Below are 24,719 nucleotides of genomic sequence, written 5' to 3'. Positions count from 1 at the left end.
GAATAGAAACTATGCTAGTTTTTATTTTATTTTAACCTAGAAAAAGCAGTTGGGTCAGTACACTTAGCCCACACAGTAGTGTGCCCCAACTGTTTTTTAAGATTTAGCTTAATGGCATAAAAAACTGCTCGATATCTTTTTCACTTAAAGTCATCGTTTTTGCAGAATCAGGAGATAGTACACTTTCACCCAAGAGTCTTTTTTTCTCCTGCATCATTAAAATAGCTTCTTCTACAGTACCTGAGGTAATTAATTTATAAACAAATACAGGATTTTCCTGGCCGATACGATGAGCCCTATCTGTAGCTTGATCTTCAACAGCAGGGTTCCACCATGGATCATACTGAATTACGGTGTCAGCACGTGTTAAATTCAAACCTGTACCACCTGCTTTTAAGCTAATTAAAAACACCGGCGTCTTACCTTCTTGAAATTTTTCTACCATTGCTTGTCGGTGCTGTGTTTGCCCCGTTAACTTCAAGTAGTCGTATTGACGAGTACGTAACTCCACTTCAATTAATTGCAACATAGAAGTAAATTGTGAGAATACTAAAACTCTTCGACCTTCGCCAATTAAATTATTCAGCAAATCCATTAATGCTTCTAGCTTCGCAGAGGTATCATGAGCTATGGCCGCTTCTGGTAAAGACAACAGTCTAGGATCACAACAAACTTGCCGTAGCTTAAGCAAAGCATCGAGCAAAAGAATATGGCTTTTACCTAAGCCTTGTTTTGCAATCGCATCACGAACTTTTTTCTCCATGCTCATGCGTATCGCTTCATAAAGATCACGCTGTGCTCCAATAAGCTCTATGGTATGAGTTATTTCCGTTTTTGGTGGCAATTCGCGGACTACCTGATTTTTTGTTCTTCTTAGAATAAAAGGTTGTACACGCTTTGTTAGAATTTCTCGTCTCTCTCTATCGGCATATTTTTCAATCGGAGTTCTAAACCAAAGTCTAAATTGCTTGGCATCCCCTAATAGACCAGGCATTAAAAAATGAAACAATGACCATAACTCACCCAAGTGGTTCTCTAAAGGTGTGCCTGTTAAACACAAACGATGGGTAGCACGCAATTGTTGAATAATTTGGGTTGTTTTAGTACGTGCATTTTTAATAAATTGTGCTTCATCCAAAATGAGATAATAAAAAGGATAACTTACAAATTTTTCTTTATCACGTTGAATTAATCCATAAGTGGAAACCACCAAATCATAATCATCAAAATTATCCTGATGCCGTTCGGATCCATGATGGATTAAAACTTTTAATTGGGGTGTAAAGCGTTTTGCTTCAGCCAACCAATTACCTACAAGACTTGTTGGTGCAACAATTAATGTAGCAGATTGAGTACGACCCTGCTCCTTTTCATAAAGCAGATGTGCTAAAGTTTGCACTGTTTTACCTAAACCCATATCATCCGCCAGAATACCGTTAAAACGACTGATACGTAAAAACTGCAACCAATTTAATCCCTGGCATTGATAATCTCTTAATTGTGCTCGTAATCCAAATGGGGGGTGTATTTCAGGAATATTCGCTAATAGAGTCAGTTGCCTTATTTGCTCTCTAAGTGTCTCTGCGCCTTGCCAACGTGTTTTCATTGCGGCAATGGCTAATTCAGCTTCATGCATCAAGATGAATTGATATTTATTAAGAGGAACGCTTTGATTTGCATCAAGGTGACGCAAGCCAAATTGCAATAATAAACGAATCAAGGGCTTAATTCGTCCCATTTCCAACTGGAGTGCACGCCCATCATGCAAAGGAAGTTTTATCAACTGAGTATCAGGAAGATTATCCAAACTATTGCCACTATAACGCTGAATTAAATCAGCAATTAAAGGCACAATACTCACTTGTTTTCCTTCAACTAAAATTCCCAATTGATATGAAAAAAAATCTGTTGTGCTTTCTTGAAGATCAGAATACCACTCGACCTCATCAGCACTAACAATTTCCTGATACAAAAAACCAACACACTCTACTCGCCAGCCTCTATCTTTTAGATCAGGGATTGATTGATTGTAAAGAAACTCCAAATCAGCTAGGACACTAATATTTTGAATAATAAAATCTACTTTTTTTACTTTATTCCATTGCTCATATTCCCAAGTTCTAGGTACCCTTAGGTCCAATATGGACTGCACTTCATCCCATTTTAATTTTTCAAAATCTTTATCTCGTTGGTATTGAATTAAAACACCTTCTTGCTGACACACAACTGTATCACATGCTTCTGAACCAGAAACAATTAAGCCCGCATAATCAAAAACAAGATGCACTGTAAATAAAGCATGTATTTCTTCTTCAGTATCATAGAGCCAAGAGGACTCTTCATCAAACTCACTAATAGTATCAAGAATCAGCACCGGTACGGGGATAACCTTACGTATCTCACGTTGTTTAAAGACTTGAGGTACGGGAAATTCAGGACAAGTCTTAGCCATTTTATGGGCCAACAATTCAGCCTGTTCCATCGGAATTGACGGCGCTTCCAATAAATAACTCAGCTGTTTTATGGGATATGAGGTCAGTAAATGCCCTATTTTGGCTTCCAAATAATTAAAATACCAGCTGTTATCCAGTAATAAAGGCTTAAGTACCTTGTCCTCATGCATTAATAATAAATTTTGACTTCCATTATGAGACAATACCCATTGGCAAGTACCTTTGATAGATTCAGCTAAGTGAATTTCTTGATGTGGATTTTGTATAAAAAAAGCTCTTCCAGTAGCAATTATTCGTTCAAGTAGCTCACTATTACGAATGATTAAAGAATCAAACCAACCGGAAACACCACATTTAAAGAGCAATAAAGCAACCAGATCAGTATCATCACCAATAAAATGTTGTTTTTTGGAGTCAGAAAGACTATTAAACGTGATCATTTTTCCATAACCACCACGTTTTAATAATTTAGCCAAAGCTAATTTAACAACAACACGGTGCTCATAGCCATCAAGCCGTAGATCAATGAGATAAACTAAATGATGCGTAACCTCTTTTGTTTGCACAATCGCAGCTTCTTGGGCGCGTAAATTTTTTAGCCAGCTATCCAATCGTTTATCTAACTTATTTGCAGCCAAAGACTGAGAGCTGCTTTTTTCTCTATCGCGTAATGCTAAGAGGCAAGCTGCAGCATGTTTGCAATTATGTTGATAAGCGCAAGTACAATGGGCTACTTTCTTCGGCCAAACTTTTAAATCCATATGGACATCATAAATCTGGCTTGCACTGCCTTTAACTCTTCCCTTAAGCAAACCATCACTAAACCGAATATTTAGCACATGCCCCTTTTCAAAATATTCTTGCCCACGCAATAATATCTTAGCCTCAAAGACATCTGGCATTGTTGAAAGTGCTTCTTTTAACATAAAATATATGTACTTATTAGGCAAAAGATCTATTTTAATGTGAATTCAATATAAAAATAAGTAATTTTTTATATCGAGCTGCCTTTATTTGGAACATTGTCCACAGAAAACGTAACATTTATACGGGATAATGTGTAACAACATCAATGGCACTGCAGTGCTTTTGATGTCAAACTCATGTTATTTTAGTCAATTTTTAAATTAATTAACAATTTTATCTTTTAATTAATAAGACTTTGTATTAATTTATTACACCTTGATTCTATTAGAGTATATATCATGCAAAATCGACTTACAGTTTTAATGGCGCAAATTAATCCTACTGTAGGGGCTCTAACCTCCAATAGAGATCAAATCATTGAGATTATCAAAAGCCAGCAATTCAATCATGACATCATTGTCTTCCCTGAACTTGCATTAACAGGTTATCCTCCAGAAGATTTACTCTTTCGCAAAGAATTTCAGCAAAAAATCAATGAACACTTAAAGGAAATTCAAGCAGTAATCGAAGATTGTTATGTCCTTATCGGGCATCCATCTCACGAGAAACTACACCGATATAATAGCGTAAGTATCTTTTATCAAGGGCAAAAAGTTGCTGACTACAACAAACAAATTTTACCGAACTATGCAATCTTTGATGAAGCACGTTATTTTACTCCGGGTAAAAAGAATCCATGTATCTTAGAAATCAACAATTACAAAGTAGGAGTTATCATATGCGAAGACTTATGGCAACCAGGGCCAGCAGAAGATTTGATTGAGCATGGTATTTCGGTTTTACTCATTTTAAATGCATCTCCTTTTGATTACAGTAAATATCAAAAAAGGGAAACCCTATTAAAATCTTATGCAAAACGAGGTATATCCATTGTATATGTAAATCAAGTTGGTGGCCAAGATGAACTTCTTTTCGATGGACAATCAATAGCGATAGATTCCCAAGGAAGAATTAGTGCGCGCGGAACAGCATTTAAAGAAAGTTTATCTACTGTTGAAATACAAGGAAATCAAATCAAAGGATTAATATCACCCTTACTTGAAAACGAAGCCTTAATCTATGAAGCATTAGTTTGTGGTATTCGAGATTATGTCAACAAAAATCATTTTCCGGGTGTTTTAATTGGGCTCTCAGGAGGGATTGATTCTGCTTTAACGTTGGCCATAGCTGTAGATGCTTTAGGTGCTGATCGAGTTCATGCGGTGCTCATGCCTTCACGTTATACAGCGCAAATGAGTAATGAAGATGCTCTAACACAAATTCAACATTTAAAAGTATCTCATTCAATACTTTCAATTGAATCAGCATTTGCTGCCTTAATAGCAACTCTTGAACCTTTATTTATAGGATTATCTCCTGATACTACTGAAGAAAATATACAAGCACGAATTCGCGGGTTATTGATCATGGCTCTTTCTAATAAAACAGGCAACATGGTGCTTACAACCTCAAATAAAAGTGAGTCTGCGGTCGGCTATGCTACTTTATATGGAGATATGGCTGGTGGCTTTGCTGTACTAAAAGACGTACTTAAAACTCAAGTTTATGCTTTAGCACACTATCGTAATAGCCTTGGTGCCATCATTCCCGAGCGCGTCTTAACTCGGGCTCCCTCTGCGGAATTAAGACCTGATCAAACCGATCAAGATAGTTTGCCTGAATATCCTGTACTTGATGCAATCATCGTTGGGTACGTAGAGCAAAATTTAAGCCCTGAAGAAATCATTCAACAAGGATTTGCACCTGAAACAGTAGCAAAAGTAATTCAACTAATTAAACATAATGAATACAAACGCCGCCAAGCTCCACCTGGAATTAAAATAAGCCCAAGAGCTTTCGGCAAAGACTGGCGTTATCCAATAACCAATGGCTTTGAAAATCACTAAACAAACACTAACGGGCACACACATATTCACATAAATGCGTGCTACCGCACGCAAATTGTTTTGATTTTGGAGGGACTCCTTGCCCCCCTAATTTTTATTTAAATGAGAAACCAAGGTTTGAACTTCCTCAACTTTCTCTGCCATGTCATGTTGTCGCCAAAAATTGGGTAACTGTGAAAGGGCTGTGTATCGCTCTGGTTTCAACTTTTTAGGAGGATTCGGAATAGCAGTTGCTTCATGAAGAGGCTCAGAAACAGGTGTGGTTCTCTCTGCTATTTTTTTTACTCTATCTTCTAGATGAAGTTTTATGTTATCAAATGATTCTAAGTCTAGCCTACCAATATTAAGATTGTCTTTTGTAAACGCATCTCTTGGGCCTTGTTTTTTTAACACTTTCTCTAACATTTCATTCATACTTTCTATTTTAGAAGCAGAAAAGGGTTGTGTGGTTTTGATATGCAGCAAATTAGCCTTAAACTGTAACCCATCTGTTTCATTAAATGGTGGTTTATGAGTCGCTAACCAAGAATTCAGTTTGGGATAATCAGTCAAAGAAATTTTACTTGAAACTCCCATGCTATTAATCCACCACAGGTTAGTTTCCTTTTCTGTATCACGCAAAACAAAAGTTGATGTAACTCCATTGATTATTAGATTTTCAATGCTCAAAGGAGCATGTGACTTTTTATCCTCTGGATTGATAATCACTTGAATTTTAGAAAGATATTGATCTCGCGCTTTAACACATTCTTTTTTGATTTGTTTTAAACTAACCTTGTTTAGTTTTTCAATATTAGGCTCTTCTAATGTAGTAAGTTTTAAAATCAATTCATTGCTTGGGGAAAGTGGATAGGTTTCACCATTTTCATCAATCCAAAACAGATTCCATAAATCATTTTTAAAGCTCAAAGAAAAACCCGTTTTATCGGGTTGTTGGGACAGCATTTCTTTTGCAACAGTTAATTCATTAAAAATTAATATATTTTCAATAGATTGACGCTCATTTTGACGGATTGTTTGCCGTTCAATCTCTCGAGCCTTAATGGATTCTAGTGTAGATTTATATTGAAACATAAAGCTATCAATTTGTTTTATGACTAACTCTTTAAGCTCAAGAATGAATGAATGAATAAATGATTCATCTATGGAGGCATAGTCAGGAATAGCATCGATCAACTCTAAAAAAAGCAGATAATTATATGAGCCTATCTTCCACTCGCCATCACTGATTATGAGTTTAAATTCGAGCAGCCGAGTATACGCATCTGGAAATTTTTGCATCACATCGATTGATTGCTCTACTTTTTCACCACGAGTGCGGGTATATTGATAAAACCATCCTGTTAGCCAGGATTTTATAGGACGCTCATATTTTTCTTCTGCTCTTCGTGCAATAGCAATAATTTTTCTACGCCCTTCCTCTGACTCGTCCGCAATTATAGCCAATACTTGATTAACAAATTCTTTTGATATCTCTAATGGTTTTTTTTTTGGCATTTTTGAAACTCCCTTTTCATGATGCAAAAATTATCATTACATTAATGTTTATTTTATACAAGTAGAAAATTATTATGCATTTTTAGATTTTAATAATTATCATTTTCTCTCAATTACTGCTTTCTATGAACCTTTTGCCTCAATTTCCATCTTACAAAGATAAATTTTCATTAAGGTTGGAATGAGATATTATGCCTCTAGTTATCGATTAAGAATTTAAAATTAGAGAGAACAAATTGAAGTATAGACAGGGTTTTAGATCTTGCCACACGAATACATTCCTCTTAAAAAAATATATGCTTCTGATATTGCAAATTTAAAGTAACACGTTAACATGATTCGACAAAAAATAATAACAAAGGGATGTTATGAAATTAGCACTATTTTCTACCGCTTTATTAGCTAGCGGTCTTGCTTCAGCTGCAACTCCAGTCAATGGGTGGTATTCCAGCGTCTTTGGTGGCTATTCGTATATACCTGGCTATACTTCTCGATTTGATTCTGGTTTCTTCTTTTCAGACGCGGCATATCGAAATGGTTTTAACGTGGGTGGTCGGTTAGGGTATCAAAGTAATCCACTTCGCTATGAAATAGAATATACCTATCTCCAAGCGAATACCAAAAGTTTTGATGTTTTTTTTATTCCTCAAATTGGTGTTTCGGGCAACACCAATGCAAACATTGGTATGGCAAATATTTATTATGATTTCCCGGACGTTATTCTACCCACGATTTCCCCTTTTCTTGGTGTCGGCATTGGCTATGCCTACATTCAAAACTCTTTAGAAAGTACTGGTCCATTTGGAGCCATCTTTTTTAAACAAAGTAATGGCCTCTTTGCCTATCAAGGTACTGCTGGGTTGACCTATAACTTTGCAGAAAATTTTGCCTTAAATGCTTCATATCGTTATTTAGCAACAAGCTCCTCGGATACATTTGGAAGAACTTTCCAAGCTCAAATGGGTGATGTGGGTATCGTTTATCGCTTTGACCAATGCGATTATAAGTAGTTATCCTTTTATGTTCAGGTTCCCCCTACAAGCTTATATTCCCTACGCCGTAATCGCTCGCCGGATCTATGAATTTAGTCGTTGCGAGCCTAGTCGAAGCAATCCAGAACGATATTGCATTGAAGATTTGAACTGGATTGCTTCACTTTATTCTTAATGGCGACTTTAAACATGAGTGATACTCACCCTATGTCCCTGTTTACTGAATGGTAGGACTTACATTCATAACGCTTTCATATGCTGTTCATTCAATTGATTACAATTTGTATGAATTTGTGGTTCTTGCCATAAGGTAACAAATAAAACCATAACTAAAGGTCCTACAAACAAACCTAATAAACCTAAAGTTTCAACCCCCCCTAAGATGCCAAATAAGACCGCTAAAAAAGGTAATTCAATAGCACCGCCGATAAGTGCCGGTTTGATAAAATGATCGGCAACAAACATGACTAAGGTTCCCCAAACAAGAACAGCGATTGCGCCAAACATACCACCATACGCAAATAAAATCATAGCTACCGTAATAAAAACTACAGGCACAACAAAGGGAATCATTGCAGCAAGTGCAGTAATAAATCCAACCAAAGTAGGTGCTGGAAAACCAACTAAACCATAACAAACTCCCATTAAAAAACCTACCCCAAGCCCTACAACGATCGTTCCATTCACTGTGGCTCTCAAAGCTCTAGGAAGCCTATCTGCATAGCGGAACCATCGTTTGCCCAAACAGTTTTCACCTACAAGATAAATTTGTCTGATTAATTGCTCGCCGTCACGATAGAAGAAAAACAAACTTAATAAAGTAAAACCCACTTGTACACTTCGATGAGCCAAATTAGAACCAATTTGTTTTACATAATAACTGGTCGGTGTTAAAGATAAATGAATATTAGATAATAATCCTTTAATCATTCCAGGCTTGCCAATATTATTATCCCAATAAACAACTAGGTCATTACCTATCCAAGGAAATTTTTTCAAGAACTCAGGGGCCACGCCTCCTTTTTCATTTAAACTCTGTAAAAAATTGATGAATATTTGTAACTCTTTGATGAGCAGCCCCACCAACCAACTTAGAGGAAGTAAAAACAGTAATCCAATTAACGTTGTGAAAAGTAAAGCCGATAAATCATCCTTATTTCCAAAAAATCGACGCCATCTTTCGTATAAAGGATAAGTAGCAATAACAATAATTGAAGCCCATATCATAGATGGGATAAATCGATGAATAATAAACAAACTAAGAACTATAATTCCTATAGTTAAGCCCATACTAATGAGTTCTTTGTGATTCTCATTCATCAAGCAAAACCCCATGCTAAAATTTGCATTATTACCCAAGCAGGAACCGCTGCTAGTACATCGTCAAGCATAACTCCTAACCCACCACGTACTTTTTGATCGATATAATCAATAGGCTGTGGCTTCCATATATCGAAAATTCGAAACAAAATAAAACCACAAATTATCCATGACAATCCTTTTGGAGCCATAAACATAGTTAATAAATAACCAACAACCTCATCCCAAACAATCCCTTTATAATCGTGTATCCCTAGGTCTTGAGAAACTTTCTCACAAACCCAAACACCTAAAATAAATGCAATCAATGTAAAAAAAAGATAAACAGTCCAATGAGTTCCTATAAGTAATAAATAAAGAGGGACAGCAGCCAATGTTCCCCAAGTACCAGGTGCTGTAGGCATTAATCCACTGCCAAATCCAAAAGCGATAAAGTAAATAGGATCTTGAAATACACTTCTAGCCAAATTCATTTGTTTCATCATTGTTCTCAACTTCATATATCGTCAATGTAGATGGTTTAAAACGTTATCTAACGCAAAAAACTTAAAAATGCGTGTACCCCATTGGTTTTAATGCATGGCACTGATTATCCACACTTTTTATCCTTATCCCTGGTGCATCCTCTATCACACCTATAGGATAACAAAGCAAATTCGTTTTCTTCAATTCGCTCATCAATGAAGGAAATTGATCTTCAGGCACCGTAAAACATAACTCATAATCATCGCCGCCTGTTAATGCTAAGTCAACTGCTTTACCATGCAAATATTTCTTAAGTAACGAATGCGTTGGAATTGCATCTTCATTTAGGCAAGCTCCTACACCACTAGCAACACAAATATGATTTAAGTCTGCACTAAGTCCATCAGAGATATCTATAGCTGCTGTTGCATGAAGTCGCAAAAAATCAATTAAATCAATACGGGGTTTAGGATGTAGTAGTTTATGCATTAACTCTTCTTTCTCATGCTTTGGAATCTTTGTATCAAGCAATTTAATGGCTAATGCTGCAGCACCTAGCTCTCCTGAAACCAAAATAATGTCTCCGGGTTTCGCACCACTACGTGATATAGCTTGTCCCTCAGGTGCCGTACCCAAGATAGTAATTGTAATTGATAAAGGACCTCTAGTTGTATCACCACCGATTAACGTCATATTCAACTGATTTAGCGAATCCTTTAATCCGTGAGCAAACGCAGTCAGCCATTTAGAATTTAATTCAGGCAACGTTAAAGCAAGCGTGATCCAACATGGTTTTGCAGCCATAGCTGCCATATCACTTACATTGACCATGACAGAGCGGCAAGCAATATCATAGGCATTCCATTCAGGCAAAAAGTGTACGTCTGAAACTAAAGTATCAGTACTGATCAGCAAATCTACTCCATCAGAGAGATGTAAACAAGCTGCATCATCACCAATACCTAATAAGACTTCATCACTTTTTAAATCAAGCGGTTTAAAAAACTGGGCAATGAGTGAAAACTCATTCATTGCTATGACTGATTTCAATTGAGCGCACTTGGCGCGCTAGGTTATTTAATACACCATTGACATAACGATATCCATCTTGGGAGCCAAACTCTTTAGTCAAAGAGATGGATTCATCAAGTACAACTTTATAAGGAATTTCAGGACAATAGAGTAACTCAAAAGAACCTAAACGTAAGACAGTAAGTTCAATTGGGTTAAGTGCAGCGATTTCTCGATCAAGAAAAGGAGTAATACGTGCCTCTAATGAAGTAACCTGCTCAGGGACGCCATGTAATAAACGGCAAAAATAATCAACATCTACTTTTTCCATTTTATTAATAACGCGAAATTGCGCTTCTATTTCATGCACCTCTGTTCCCGACATTAACCATTGATAAAGAGCCTGAAGTGCTAATTTTCTGGCTTTTCTTTTACCACTTATTGACTGCTTTTCCACCTTAACCTCATAAACTTTCATAAATAAATAACTATAAATTGCTCAATATACTCATTATAAAACAGACATTAGTACTCTCTAAAAGAAAATCTTGGTGAATGGACCGTATTTGACACATCTTGATACAGAGTGAGTAGTTACTTTTAATCTTTATTCATCTGATCAATAGTTAGCCTAAAATCACTCACATCTTTAAAGCGCTTATAGACCGAGGCAAATCGCACATAAGCCACATGATCCAGACTAAACAATTCCTTCATTACTAACTCACCAACAATCTGAGAATCAATTTCTCGCTCCCCCCGGCGGCGAATTTCTTGAGTTATTGAAATAATTGCAGTCTCCAATGCATCAACACTCACCGGTCTTTTTTCCAAAGCCCTTAACATACCCGAACGCAAATTTTCTATATTAAACGGCTCACGTCTACCATCACGCTTTACAATTAAGGGCATGATTAACTCAGCTGTTTCAAAAGTAGTAAAGCGTTCATGGCATACAAGACATTCTCGTCTTCGCCGTACTTGGGTTCCTTCAGCGACCAAACGCGAATCAACTACTTTTGTTTCTTCTGCATGACAAAATGGACAATACATGATTATTTATAAACCGGAAACTCACGACATAAAAGCAAGACCTGTTCTTTAACCTTTGCTATAGTCGTCTCATTATTAATATCATCAAGAATATCTGCTATCCAATTAGATAAAAGAGTAATTTCTTTTTCCTTAAATCCTCGTGTTGTGACTGCAGGAGTTCCTAAACGTAAGCCACTGGTGACAAACGGAGAACGCGGATCATTAGGAACAGTATTTTTGTTCACGGTAATATTTGCCTTATCTAAAGCAATATCAGCATCCTTACCTGTAATATTCTTATCAATTAAATCAACTAATAGTAAATGGTTATCTGTACCGCCAGAAACAATTTTATAGCCTCTATCCATTAACACCGACGCCATTATTTTTGCATTTAATAAAATTTGTTGTTGATAGATTTTAAATTCGGGCAGTAAAGCTTCCGCAAAAGAAACTGCTTTAGCCGCAATTACATGCATTAATGGCCCACCTTGAGACCCAGGAAATACTGAAGAATTTAATTTTTTTTCAATTTCTTCATTCGCACGACATAAAATCATCCCCCCTCTTGGTCCTCTTAATGTTTTATGCGTAGTGGTGGTTACGACATCAGCATAAGGTATAGGAGAAGGATAAAGACCTACCGCAATTAAACCAGCAACATGCGCCATATCTGCCATTAAATAGGCCCCTACTTTATCGGCTATTGTTCTAAATCTTTGCCAATCAACAACCCGTGAATAAGCAGAAAATCCAGCAATGATTAATTTAGGTTTATGTTCTAAAGCTAAAGCTTCTAAGACATCGTAATCAATCAAACCGGTCTGAGCATCGACACCATAAGGTATGGCTTCATACAGCTTACCTGAGAAATTCACTTTGGAGCCGTGAGTTAAATGTCCACCGTGAGGTAAAGACATTCCCAAAACTACATCACCAGGAGCTATTAAGGCCATCATCACCGCTGCATTGGCTTGTGAACCAGAATGAGGTTGAACGTTAACGTAATCGGCACCAAAAAGTTTTTTTGCGCGCGCAATTGCTAATCGCTCAGCAACATCAACATACTCACATCCACCATAATAGCGCTTGCCCGGATAGCCTTCAGCATACTTATTGGTTAATACAGATCCTTGAGCCTGAAGAACCCGTGGACTTACATAATTTTCTGATGCAATAAGCTCAATATGCTCTTCTTGTCGTTGTTGTTCGTTAACAATCGCTTGCAAGATCTCATCATCAAAATTTTTTAGAGTATAGCTGTCATCAAACATAAGTCATCCTAAAGAAAAAAGTTAAGGTCGAACAATGATGTCATTACGCACTCTTCTAACACCATCTACATTTGCAGCAATTGCTCCTGCACGTTGTTTTAATCGTTCTGTAGCCACAAAACCACTAAGTTGCACTTCATCTTTAAAGGTTTTTACTTGTACCGCTAAACCAGTCGTTCCTAATTGATTAACCAATGTGGCTTTTACCTTAGTCGTTGTCGTTGAACTATCAAGAAACTCTCCTGTGCTTTCTCTGCCTGGAGAAGCGACGCATGCTATAACCATTATCGATAAAAGCACAACAAATATCATTTTCAGTGAGTGATGCATCCTCAACCCCCTAAAGAAAAAACCCCATTAGAGTACCACAAAATTTAATGGTATACGAATTGTGATACAAATTAGACCGAATTATACTCACGAAGATTGTGGTTGTTTCTGTACTTTAGTACTTTTAGAATCAGTATTTACTTTTTTGAAAGCGGATTGATGATCATAATTAGGATGGTGATAGTCATGTGGATGTTCATCAAAGCCATATATTTCTGATCGAGGAGGAACAGAATGAAAATAACCTGCATCATAATATTCAGGCTGAGTCATTTTACAAGAAGTCAACAATGAGAATAGTAAAAAACAAGGTATTACAGGTTTCATAAGTCATTCCTCTCATACAAAATAGGGAAGTTGCATCATAATGCAACTTCCCTATTTGTTACTAAATAATCATATATGATTATTTATTTTGTGGTTACTTCTACTTTAACATTTTTATCATTTTCACTCTTATTAAGAGCATTCGCTAAATAAGGTACGATATGAACTGTAGAGCCTACTGTAGTCCATCGATCATAAATGAAATAAGGTGAGCCTGCACTTGCAACTCTAAGCTGCATGCCATAATGACAAGCACCGTAATAATACAAGCTAATGTAATGAGGCGCATCAAAACTAAACACTCTAAAAGGTTTTAAATAAGCGTTATCATCGAAAAAACCATCTACATACACATCTGTATAAGACTCATTTATCACTTCAATTTCACAATAACCTGGAAGCATAGAAGGCTTACTAGCAGCATTCTTATTATTGTCAACTTCATTAGCTTTTGGATGCATATGTTGATTTGCTGCAACAGCATGGCCAAACAATCCAAAACAAATAGCAAATAACAAGGACTTCAACTTCATGGTTTCTCCTTTGATTGATGAAAGCCGCATAGTAACAAAGTGTTGAATTTAGTCAATAGGATATTTTTGTAACCATGAAATATATTTTTATAAATCTAATATCGATAAAATTGAATCACCTAAATACAATTAAAGATAATAAAATTTATCTTTCGTGTTATATTTGGCAAACTTGAAAATTTGCGTTTTCTAAAAATTCGGGAGAGCATTAATGAAGTTAATAAAAAAGCGAATGACCATTATGGGAATAATCTTACTGATTGTTTTCGGTGGGATCATTGCATTTAACTTGATAAAAGCATTCCTGATTAAGCGTTTTTTTGCAAACTACCAACCACCTGCCGTTTCTGTAGCTTCCGCTGTTGCAAAAGCAGTAGATTGGCAACCAACAATTAATGCAGTAGGTAATTTCGTAGCAATTAATGGGGTTGATGTGAACTCACAAGCTTCTGGAAATGTCATTAAAATTGATTTTGAGTCAGGACAATATGTTGATAAAGATGCACCATTAATAACAATTGATGACAGTGTTGACCAAGCCACACTAAAGTTTAATCAAGCAGAATTAGCTATTAGAAATTTAAATTATCAACGCCAAAGCGATTTATATAAACGTGGTGCATCCCCAATATCCAACGTGGATGAAGCCAGAGCAAATCGCGATCAAGCTCAAGCTAAATTACAACGAACTGAAGCGCAAATAAAGCAAAAACATATTACGGCACCTTTCGCAGGAAAATTAGGTATACGTCAAATAAATTTAGGGCAATTTATCAGTCCTGGACAAACTTCAATCGTTTCCTTGCAATCACTTGATCCGCTGTATTTGCAATTTTACCTTCCAGAACAACTTTATAAAAAAATAAGACCCGATCAAATCATCACCTTTTCTGTAGAAGCATTTCCTAATGCTCTTTTTGAAGCGAAGGTGACCGCAATTAACTCCAAAGTGGATCCAAACACTCATAATGTGCTTGTACAAGGGACTCTTGCCAATTGCCCTACGGCAGCCATTAAAGATCCTAAAAAATCGCCTCTAGTAAAAATTCGAAAAGAACATTTGGGAACTAAATCGATTGTTTCTTGTAATTCTGACCTAAACACTCAAAATAAAATCCATAGTTTTACATTCGTTCCAGGAATGTTTGCTTCGATTGAGATAAGCCAACCATCGATACCAAACACAGTCATAGTCCCCTCGACTGCAATCTCTTACAGCTTATACGGCAACGCAGTTTATGTTATCGAAAAGAATGCAGACGGCAAGAAAAATAAAGATGGCTCCGATCTTCTAACTGTGAAACGTGTGTTCGTAACTGTAGGTGAGCAACAAGGTAATTATACAGTTATTAAAAAAGGGGTTAAAGCAGGGCAATTAGTGGTAAGCGCCGGAGAAATAAAATTACAAAATGGCACTCCTGTAACAATCAATAATGAAGTCAGGCTTGAAGAAGTGAGTAATCCAGAGATGTTGGGGCAATAGGCTTGTTGGTTATAACCTGAAAACTACAAAGTTAAATCTGGGGATCTCTTGCTTCAAAACGTTACAGTAATTTTATGCGGACATCGCCTAATACAGAATTTTTTAATCAGGATATGTTATGAAATTTACCGATCTTTTTATCAAACGGCCTGTGCTTGCCATGGTAATCAGTTTGCTCATTTTTCTTTTTGGTATTAACGCTATCTATAATATGCAAATTCGTCAATATCCGCGTATGGATAATACAGTGATTACCATTATGACTGGTTATCCTGGAGCAGATGCGGATCTCATCGCAGGTTTTATTACGTCTCCTATAGAAAAAGCGGTAGCCAGTGCGGAAGGTATTGATTATATGACTTCTTCAAGCACCCAAGGCTTAAGTACAATTACATTAACTATTAAATTAAATTTTGATCCCCAAATTGCCTTTACCGATGTAATGAGTAAGGTGCAACAAACAATCAACCAGCTTCCCAAAGAATCTCAGCAACCTGTTATTTTAAAAACTTCCGATGCATCTACAGCCTTGATGTACATCAGTTTGGATAGTACAGAAATGACGCCGCAGCAAATCACTGATTATGCAACCCGAGTGGTACAACCACAACTACAAACAGTAGATGGAGTTGCCAAAGCTGATATTTTGGGAGGGTCTACTTATTCAATGCGCATTTTTCTTGACCCCAAAAAAATGGCTGCATTGGGTGTTTCACCTTCTGATGTATCTACTGTACTTGCCAAAAACAACTTTTTAACCGCTGCTGGAAATACCAAAGGGGAATATGTAGCACTCAGCATTACTGCTAAAACAGATCTAAATAATGCAACTCAATTTAGTAACCTGATTGTCAAAAGTGATAAAGGTTCTATAGTGCGCTTACAGGATATTGGAAAAATAGAGTTAGGTTCACAAAGTTATGACTCATCAGTAACCTTTAATGGAAAAAAAGCAGTATTTATCTCGATTACCCCCACTCCAACAGCAAACCCCCTCACCGTGATCAGTGCTGTAAGGAAAATGTTGCCTTCAGTCATCAAGGAATTCCCTCCTTCTTTAACAGGCACCATAGTCTATGATGCAACTGCGTTTATCCGAGCATCTCTGGACGAGGTAACGCATACTATTATTGAAGCTGCCTTAATTGTTATTGTGGTCATCTTTTTATTCTTGGGATCCATTCGCTCAGTTTTTATTCCTATAGTGACTATTCCTTTATCATTAGTAGGTGTGTGTACGCTCATGCTTATGCTGGGATACAGTATTAACTTATTAACCTTACTTGCCTTTGTTTTAGCGATTGGCTTAGTTGTGGATGATGCAATTGTAGTGGTTGAAAACGTGCACCGTCATATAGAAGAAGGGAAAACACCCTTTGATGCAGCAATGATTGGTGCTCGAGAAATTGCTACCCCTGTTATTGCAATGACGATTACACTAGCTGCAGTTTATGCACCTATTGGTTTTATGGGTGGCCTGACTGGAGCCTTATTTAAAGAATTTGCTTTTACCTTAGCAAGTGCAGTAATTATTTCTGGTATCATTGCGTTAACTTTATCACCAATGATGTGTTCTAAAGTTTTATCCAAAGACATTGGCAGCGGAAAGTTTGTACATTTTCTTGATAACTTTTTTAATAAACTTAAATCAAAATATCAAAAAGCGTTACATAGTTTACTCGATACTCGTGTGATTATGCTCTATTTTGCCGCAGTCGTGATCTTAATGCTTCCTTACCTCTATACTCATACTGCAGCAGAAACAGCGCCCGATGAGGATCAAGGCTTCTTTTTTGTCATGGCCATGATCCCTCAATATGCAACACTTAATTATATTGAAGCATTTACCAAACCTTTTGACGAAATTTATAAAAGTTTTCCTGAAACAGAAAATTATTTTACAGTAAATAATAATCAACCTATATCAGGTATGGTACTTAAACCCTGGAATGAACGTCAAAAAAGCCAATTTGCCCTGAAGCAACCTTTACAAGACAAGCTATCAAGCGTTGCAGGATTAAATGCCTTTGCTATTGTTCCTCCTCCTCTTCCTGGTGGAGGGGGGGGGACACCCATACAATTTGTTATCAAAACAACAAATGATTTTCAGAGTTTACTTGATGTATCGAACAAGCTTACTGAAAAGGCCAAAAAAAGTGGCTTATTTATCTATGTAGATAATTCACTTAAATTCAATCAACCTCAAATTGTAATGGACATTAATCGTTCTAAAGCATCAGAAATGGGATTAGACATGCAAGCGGTTGGTAGCAGTTTAACGAGTGCTCTATCAGGTAACTACGTCAATTATTTTAACCTTGAGGGTCGCAGTTACCAAGTTATACCGCAGTTAAGCCGCTCCTTTCGTATGAGTCCAGAAGAATTAGGACAAATTTATGTAAGAACCATTAATGGCACCATGGTCCCGCTCTCAACCGTAGTGACCATGGTAGAAAAAACCGTACCTAATGCGGCTTCTCATTTCCAACAAATGAACTCTGCAACCATTCAAGCAGTAATGATGCCAGGCAAAACTTTAGGTGAAGGATTACAATTTTTACAAAAAGAAGCTGATGAAGTATTACCTAAAGGATTTTCTTATGATTACGGTGGTGAATCAAGGCAGTTTATGCAAGAAGGAACTGCTTTGCTCTTTGCTTTTGTTTTTGCAATTATCATCATCTTCTTAGTACTTTCTGCTCAATATGAAAGTTTCCGTGATCCGCTAATTGTATTAATCAGCGTGCCTATGTCGATTTGCGGTGCCTTGATACCCTTAAATTTAGGGTTAGCGAGCATTAACATTTATACACAAGTCGGTTTAATCACACTTATTGGCTTAATCTCAAAGCACGGAATTTTAATTGTAGACTTTGCCAACCATTTACAACGAGAAAAAAATCTGGATAAGAGAGCTGCCGTTGAAGAGGCTGCAGGAATTAGATTAAGACCAATTCTGATGACTACCGCAGCAATGGTATTTGGTGTATTACCTCTTTTAATTGCCAGTGGTGCTGGTGCCGTAAGCCGCTTTGACATTGGGTTAGTTATTGCGACAGGATTGCTTATTGGAACTGGATTTACCTTATTTGTAGTCCCTACATTATATACTTATATAGCGGAGGACCATCGTTCAAAAACATCTGAGCCGCAATTTGATGAAGCAAAAATTCCTGATGTGCACTTACCTAACCCACATCATTAAATAAACTGAAGCCGAGTGAATTTGCAATACAGTATAAAACTTAGTGGGTGGTGCTCTATGTAATTTGTGATACTATTTCTGGTTTTATTAGTACAGGTTTAATTATGGATAAAATCTATTCCCCAGAAGCAATTGAAAAAGCACGCTACAACCATTGGGAAACTCATCATTATTTTCAACCTCATGGTGACGGCCAAAAATTTTGTATCATGCTCCCTCCTCCGAATGTCACTGGTAGTTTGCATATGGGGCATGGTTTTCAGCATACAATTATGGACGCATTAACTCGTTATCATCGAATGTTAGGTGATAAAACATTGTGGCAACCTGGAACTGACCATGCAGGGATTTCAACGCAACTCGTGGTCGAACGACAACTTGAGGCATCCGGCGTTTCTCGAAAAGATCTCTCTCGCGAACAGTTTCTACAACGTGTATGGCAATGGAAAGATGAATCGGGCAATACAATAACCCAACAAATGCGACGCTTAGGTGCTTCAGTTGACTGGAGTCGTGAACGATTTACCATGGATGAAGGATTGTCTGCTGCTGTACAAAAGGTATTTGTACAACTTTATGATGAAGGGTTAATTTATCGAGGCACACGATTGGTAAATTGGGATCCTAAATTAGGAACCGCTGTATCTGATCTCGAGGTCATATCTGAAGAAGAAGATGGGTTTCTTTGGCATGTTCGTTATCCAATTGTGAATTCAACAGAGTTTCTAACTGTCGCTACTACAAGACCTGAAACAATGTTAGGCGATACAGCTGTTGCTGTACATCCCGAAGATCCAAGATTCAAACATCTTATTGGACAACAAGTGCATTTACCACTTTGTGACAGAACGATTCCCATTATCGCCGACGAGTACGTTGATAAGGAATTTGGTAGTGGCTGTGTTAAAATTACGCCCGCACATGATTTTAATGATCATGAAATAGGTAAGCGCCATCAACTACCCCTAATCAATATATTAACTAAAAAAGGCTCTATTAATAAAAATGCCCCAATAAAATATCAAGGTATGGATCGATTTGTCGCTAGAGAACAAATCATTAAAGATCTAACGGCAACAGGTTTATTAGTTAAAACGGAACCGCATAAACTAAAAGTGCCTCGTGGTGAAAAATCACATGTCATTATTGAACCACTTTTAACCGATCAATGGTATGTTAAAACGCAGCCCCTGGCTGAGCCAGCTATTGCTGCTGTGGAAAATGGGGATATTCGTTTTATACCCGAAACATGGACAAAAACTTATTTTCAATGGATGAATAATATTGAGGATTGGTGTATTAGTCGCCAATTATGGTGGGGGCATCGAATACCCGCTTGGTATGACAGTAACGGTAATGTATATGTAGGCTACAGTGAAAATGATGTGCGCTTTAAATATAAAATTAAAGACGCTACTGTGCTAAAGCAAGATGAAGATGTCCTAGACACTTGGTTTTCATCGTCTCTCTGGCCTTTTTCAACTCTGGGCTGGCCTGATCGTACTCCTGAATTAGAACAGTTTTACCCAACCTCTGTTCTGGTTACTGGCTTTGACATTATCTTTTTTTGGGTAGCCCGTATGATTATGATGGGCTTAAAATTCACCGGCAAAATTCCGTTTAAAGAGGTTTTCATTACCGGTCTAATTCGTGATAGTGAAGGACATAAAATGTCCAAATCTAAAGGAAACGTACTTGATCCTTTAGACATCGTCGATGGTATCGATCTTGAATCGTTAATTGCAAAACGAACGTCTAATTTAATGCTTGAATCAGTTCGTGATAAAATTGTTAAAGCCACACGTAAAGAATTTCCAGAGGGTATTCGCGCCTATGGCACAGATGCACTTCGTTTTACTTATTGTTCGCTTGCGTCAACTGGACGTAATGTACGTTTTGATATAGGACGTGTTGAAGGATACCGAAACTTTTGTAATAAATTATGGAATGCCGCACGATACGTATTATTGAATACAGATGAAGAACAAATTGACTTCGGAGATGGAGCATTTCAATACAGCCCTGCTGATCAATGGATTTTATCTCGCTTACAACGCACCATAAGTAAAGTTCATCATTATTTTGAAACCTATCGATTTGACTTGCTATCAAACGCTATTTATGAATTTGTCTGGCATGAATATTGCGACTGGTACTTAGAATTATCTAAGCCTATACTGCAAGATGAACATGCACTTAGTGCCTTGAAAAGAGGCACCCGTAGGACACTCATTCATGTCTTGGATCAAATTCTAAAAATGTTGCATCCCTTAATGCCATTTATTACTGAAGAAATTTGGCAACGTACCACAAAATTAACCAGTGAAAATGGCGCAAGTATCATGGTCAGTGCCTATCCCCAAGTCAATGAAGAGTTTATAGCCCCTGCTATTGAAGAAGAATTAGAGTGGCTGAAAGCAGCAATTCAAGCTGTACGCACCATACGCAGTGAAATGTCAATTTCCCCAGCGAAGCTTATTCCACTTTATATTCGCAACATTACACCAATACTCAAAGAGCGAATAGAAAAATACCAAGATACTTTAAAAGCATTGAGCAAATTAAGTCACATCCATTGCCTTAACACGGATGAAAAAGCACCTGTCTCCGCTACAGCTGTGTTGAATGAAATTGAATTACTCATTCCTATGGCTGATTTAATTGACAAAGAAGCTGAATTAACCCGACTCGCAAAAGAGTTGGCTAAATTAGATAAAGACATTAGTCTTGCAGAAGGGAAGTTGAATAATCCTAAATTCACTGATAAAGCGCCTGCCGAAATCATTGCCAAAGAACAAGAAAAATTGGCTCAAGCACAACAAACAAAAGGAAAATTGCTAGAGCACAAAGCAAGGATAGAGTCGTTATAAATTAACGTGAGTTCTCTTGATCCTATCTCATCAAGAGACAGCTGCTTGCGCAGAGGGTGACGATGCTCTCAATACCGTCTCCTTCTGCAAAAGAAATAATTGGATCCTGTTTTATTTGCGATAGACAAGATGTGTAGAAGATTCAGGCGAAAAGCGGGGATATGCAACATTTATATAGGATCCAGTTCTAAATAGTTTCCGTTCAGCAAATTACCGCCCCAAGGGCGGGTAATTTGCTGAACGCTTATTCCAAATAAAAACAGTTCGACATAAAAGTATATGAAATACCTTTTATGAGAGACGACGTATCCTGCGTGGCTTTATACCTTAAAACGAGAACTTCGATCCAAACCAAAATTCAGCTAAAGGTGTTCCTTTGTAATGAGCTAAATGAAACTTGAAAAACTCCTTAGCTGCTTTTTCCTTATTCATTTGCAATAAACAAAGCAAATAAGTCTGCGCTAAAATTTCAGATTGCGCATCACTGCCTCCAATTTCTGTACGTCTTGAAATACAAGGTGCGATAAAATCACAAGCAGATTGAAAATCATTAGTTACAAAAGCATATATCCCTTTACTTAAAGGTAAAATAACCTCTTGCCAAAGCGTCTTACTATAACCTTTGGTCAGCGCTTTAGCATATTCTTCAACAGCTAAAATAGCTCTTTGCACCGCATCTTCGTGCCCTAAACGCGCAAGCCCATAGATATAATGGACTGTATTAAAACCAGTATAATGAGTATAAGGATTCTCATCGAGATAATGTTCAATAATTTTAAATTGATCTAATTGAGGAAACCCAGCCATATCCAATCGCCATAATAATGATAAAGCATCTATTTGCTCAGTAATCATCTCTGGAGAAGAACCAAAAATGGTAGGATATAAGGCCATTACCTTATCTACTTGTCGTAATGCAAGATAAAATAATGCTAAATGCCAGCTATTATGACCACGTAGAAGTGGTGAAATTTCATTCCAACTTACTCGAAACGTTTCTAAAGTGGCAATCCCTTTGGCTAAGTTATTTGTATTCAGATAAATGTGAGCTAGAGTATGATGCGCCCATGGTGTGAGTGATTCAAGTAAAAGAGCTTTCTCAACCAAACGTTGTGCTTCTGATAGATGACCAGATAACTCAGCCGCAAAAGAATGCATGGCTATAAAATGAGATTCATCTTGATTATGAGGAGCAATACGCTCACAAAATGCCAAATAATGATGACTGTTGTACGCTTGCCCAGTACAATAAAATAACCATTCCGCAAATTTTGCTGCTAAAGTATCACGCGGATAAAGAGAAGTTAGAGCCGATAACAGTGTTAAAGCACTTTCATAATCCAAACTCATCCAAGCTTTAGTTGCTTGATAAATTATTTTTTCTCTTAAGTTTGCTGAATACAGTGATTTTTCAGCATGGAATAAATGTTCTTTGGCCCTCTCGGTGGTAGGGTTGGTTTGACCATAAAGATAAAATGAAGCGGCATAAACTTGGAGAAGTAAATTATTAGGATGGTTCTTAACTGCATCTAAAATTAAATGAGGCTCTTTACCGGCACCCAGAATTTGATGATGGAAGTGATTAATGATGTCTATTACTTGGGATGACTCTGTTGTCACCAATAACCCACGCTCTGTTTCCATATTGTTCCCTAATAAAAATTCCCCCCTTCTTATTTAGTATATAAGTCTTTTAAGATAATGGAGAATAATAAGGTGTGTTTACAATTCGTCCGCACGGCCTAGAAAAATAAGATCAAGGAAATGATTTAATTGCATCAATTAAAGTCATAAGATAATCTACTTGCTCAAAATAAGAAAGGAAACAAGATGAAAAATAAAAAAGAATTATTCGAATTTTTAAGTCAATTGATTGATATTCAAATTAAAAAATATGTTGCCTTGACAACAGAAGGTATTATTCACGATCCGCGTTTTAATGCAAAACTTGTCTTTGCTGAAATAAGCGAGTTATTAGGATTTGCAGAACAGCTTATAGCTGATATGGAAGATCCCTTGGAAGGTAAATTAAATAATCCCAAACACTTTAGTGAGCTTTTTAATCAGGTGAAATTTTACTTGGAGCAAGAATATGCAAGAGCATATGCCGGATGGATACTGGACGAAAAAAATTCACCTGAAGAAGTGGAGCAGCGATTAACTCGACTCAAAAAAATAGGAGAGTCTGCCGGAGTTGACTGTACCTCTGCATCTATAGCAGTGACTCAAATTCAAAAGCAATGCGAATATGACAGTGCGCTGATTGCTTTTCAAGTTTTTGACTTAGTTAAAAATATTAAAGAAAACCCAGATATGGAGCTAGACAGTACGATACCCAAAGAGGCGCAAATACGATTAAAACATAACGCTAAAACCCGTTATTGTGAAAAAGAATGTGCAGCATCGATTGATGGTATACATCAAAGTTATAAAGAGTTTCTTGAACAATCTGATGTTGAACACAAAAGCAGCAGTGTCTTAGCAAAAGAAGAGACTGAAATTTACGAAGAACACCATCGAAATCAATGGAAAAGTTTATTAGAGCGCTATCAAATCATTAAAGCCATTCCTGACTCTTCAAAAACACCCATTCTTGAGAGTGAAGAGGATAAATCCCCTGTTCATTCTCCCAGTGAAGAATGTCTAATTTCTCTTCATAATGATGAAGAAAAAAAATCGAAAAACACTACTTCACCTACTGCGAAAAAAACTGAATCAAGTGGTTTAATACGAAATTCTATATTCTATGGCGGATTAGCTTTCGTTGGTGCGGTAGCAGTTTGCATGTTGATGGCATATTTTACTAAGGGCAGTAAAAGCGATTTAAACCCTCTGTTTAAACCCTCGTGAAAATTCATGCTTAGAATAAATAAGTTCATCGTCAAAACTTATCAAAGTTGAATTCCTGAGTTATGCTTTGCTATACTCAGGTTAAACTTGAGTAGAACGTAAGCATTCATGCCTCATGGCTGCATTTGGCGCATTTTACGCGAAAATAGCACTTCGGAAGCCCCACATACTGTGATGTATGCTCCGTTTCCTCAGTATTATTTTCGCGCAACCTGCGCTCAAATCCATCCTTTCACCAAGAAGAAAGCATACCCCCTGAAT

Annotated in this window: 18 protein-coding genes; 6 read left to right on the top strand and 12 right to left on the bottom strand. The window is 37.0% G+C overall.

Annotation, left to right across the window (positions count from 1 at the left end; genetic code table 11):
* Window positions 1-103: 103 nt before the first annotated feature.
* A complete protein-coding gene (locus Lgra_RS14600; RefSeq protein WP_058499994.1) occupies window positions 104-3,379 on the bottom strand; it encodes a DEAD/DEAH box helicase in 3,276 nt (1,091 codons plus the stop codon).
* A 279-nt stretch (window positions 3,380-3,658) separates the two neighbouring features.
* Here Lgra_RS14600 and Lgra_RS14595 point away from each other — a divergent pair, with 279 nt between their 5' ends.
* Window positions 3,659-5,266, top strand: coding sequence for an NAD+ synthase (locus tag Lgra_RS14595; protein ID WP_058499993.1), 1,608 nt, complete (start codon window positions 3,659-3,661; stop codon window positions 5,264-5,266).
* A gap of 87 nt (window positions 5,267-5,353) precedes the next feature.
* Here Lgra_RS14595 and Lgra_RS14590 read toward each other — a convergent pair whose 3' ends face one another.
* On the bottom strand, window positions 5,354-6,763 hold the full coding sequence (locus tag Lgra_RS14590; RefSeq protein ID WP_058499992.1) for a hypothetical protein: 1,410 nt from the start codon (window positions 6,761-6,763) through the stop codon (window positions 5,354-5,356).
* A 368-nt stretch (window positions 6,764-7,131) separates the two neighbouring features.
* On the opposite strand from Lgra_RS14590, the gene Lgra_RS14585 reads away from it, so the two are divergent.
* On the top strand, window positions 7,132-7,773 hold the full coding sequence (locus tag Lgra_RS14585; protein ID WP_058499991.1) for an outer membrane protein: 642 nt from the start codon (window positions 7,132-7,134) through the stop codon (window positions 7,771-7,773).
* Window positions 7,774-7,995: 222 nt separating this feature from the next.
* On the opposite strand, the gene Lgra_RS14580 is transcribed toward Lgra_RS14585, so the two are convergent.
* From Lgra_RS14580 to Lgra_RS14540, 9 genes are all read right to left on the bottom strand, one after another.
* Complete coding sequence (locus Lgra_RS14580) at window positions 7,996-9,075, bottom strand: AI-2E family transporter (protein WP_058499990.1); 1,080 nt, start codon at window positions 9,073-9,075, stop codon at window positions 7,996-7,998.
* Window positions 9,075-9,557 (bottom strand): phosphatidylglycerophosphatase A family protein, encoded by a 483-nt coding sequence (locus Lgra_RS14575; protein WP_058499989.1) that lies wholly within the window; start codon window positions 9,555-9,557, stop codon window positions 9,075-9,077. The genes Lgra_RS14580 and Lgra_RS14575 overlap by 1 nt, the downstream gene beginning before the upstream one ends.
* Before the next feature lie 64 nt (window positions 9,558-9,621).
* Window positions 9,622-10,572, bottom strand: coding sequence for a thiamine-phosphate kinase (gene thiL / locus Lgra_RS14570; RefSeq protein ID WP_058499988.1), 951 nt, complete (start codon window positions 10,570-10,572; stop codon window positions 9,622-9,624).
* Window positions 10,565-11,008: a transcription antitermination factor NusB gene (nusB, locus tag Lgra_RS14565; protein ID WP_058500337.1), complete on the bottom strand. Its 444-nt coding sequence runs from the start codon at window positions 11,006-11,008 to the stop codon at window positions 10,565-10,567. The genes thiL and nusB overlap by 8 nt, the downstream gene beginning before the upstream one ends.
* A 143-nt stretch (window positions 11,009-11,151) precedes the next feature.
* Window positions 11,152-11,604, bottom strand: a complete 453-nt coding sequence (gene nrdR, locus Lgra_RS14560) for a transcriptional regulator NrdR (RefSeq protein ID WP_058499987.1) — start codon at window positions 11,602-11,604, stop codon at window positions 11,152-11,154.
* Window positions 11,605-11,606: 2 nt separating this feature from the next.
* Window positions 11,607-12,860, bottom strand: a complete 1,254-nt coding sequence (gene glyA / locus Lgra_RS14555; protein ID WP_058499986.1) for a serine hydroxymethyltransferase — start codon at window positions 12,858-12,860, stop codon at window positions 11,607-11,609.
* Between the two features lie 21 nt (window positions 12,861-12,881).
* On the bottom strand, window positions 12,882-13,190 hold the full coding sequence (locus Lgra_RS14550; RefSeq protein WP_058499985.1) for a BON domain-containing protein: 309 nt from the start codon (window positions 13,188-13,190) through the stop codon (window positions 12,882-12,884).
* 87 nt (window positions 13,191-13,277) lie between these two features.
* Complete coding sequence (locus Lgra_RS14545; protein ID WP_058499984.1) at window positions 13,278-13,517, bottom strand: hypothetical protein; 240 nt, start codon at window positions 13,515-13,517, stop codon at window positions 13,278-13,280.
* Between the two features lie 83 nt (window positions 13,518-13,600).
* Entirely contained in the window at window positions 13,601-14,050 is a 450-nt protein-coding gene (locus tag Lgra_RS14540) for a hypothetical protein (protein WP_058499983.1), read from the bottom strand.
* A gap of 220 nt (window positions 14,051-14,270) precedes the next feature.
* Here Lgra_RS14540 and Lgra_RS14535 point away from each other — a divergent pair, with 220 nt between their 5' ends.
* The 3 genes from Lgra_RS14535 (at window position 14,271) to Lgra_RS14525 (ending at window position 21,608) form a co-directional block, all read left to right on the top strand.
* Entirely contained in the window at window positions 14,271-15,533 is a 1,263-nt protein-coding gene (locus tag Lgra_RS14535; protein WP_172468410.1) for an efflux RND transporter periplasmic adaptor subunit, read from the top strand.
* Between the two features lie 118 nt (window positions 15,534-15,651).
* On the top strand, window positions 15,652-18,738 hold the full coding sequence (locus Lgra_RS14530) for an efflux RND transporter permease subunit (protein ID WP_058499981.1): 3,087 nt from the start codon (window positions 15,652-15,654) through the stop codon (window positions 18,736-18,738).
* A 104-nt stretch (window positions 18,739-18,842) separates the two neighbouring features.
* Entirely contained in the window at window positions 18,843-21,608 is a 2,766-nt protein-coding gene (locus Lgra_RS14525; RefSeq protein WP_058499980.1) for a valine--tRNA ligase, read from the top strand.
* A gap of 327 nt (window positions 21,609-21,935) precedes the next feature.
* Here the strand turns inward: Lgra_RS14525 and Lgra_RS14520 are convergent, their stop codons facing one another.
* Window positions 21,936-23,252, bottom strand: coding sequence for a tetratricopeptide repeat protein (locus tag Lgra_RS14520; RefSeq protein WP_058499979.1), 1,317 nt, complete (start codon window positions 23,250-23,252; stop codon window positions 21,936-21,938).
* A gap of 186 nt (window positions 23,253-23,438) precedes the next feature.
* Between Lgra_RS14520 and Lgra_RS14515 the strand changes: the two genes are divergently transcribed.
* A complete protein-coding gene (locus tag Lgra_RS14515; protein ID WP_058499978.1) occupies window positions 23,439-24,458 on the top strand; it encodes a hypothetical protein in 1,020 nt (339 codons plus the stop codon).
* The last annotated feature ends 261 nt before the right edge of the window (window positions 24,459-24,719 follow it).

This window comes from Legionella gratiana, assembly GCF_001467695.1.
Lineage (GTDB): Bacteria > Pseudomonadota > Gammaproteobacteria > Legionellales > Legionellaceae > Legionella > Legionella gratiana.
The sequence above is the reverse complement of the archived record's forward strand: the minus strand, read 5'-3'. Positions and strand labels throughout refer to the sequence as shown.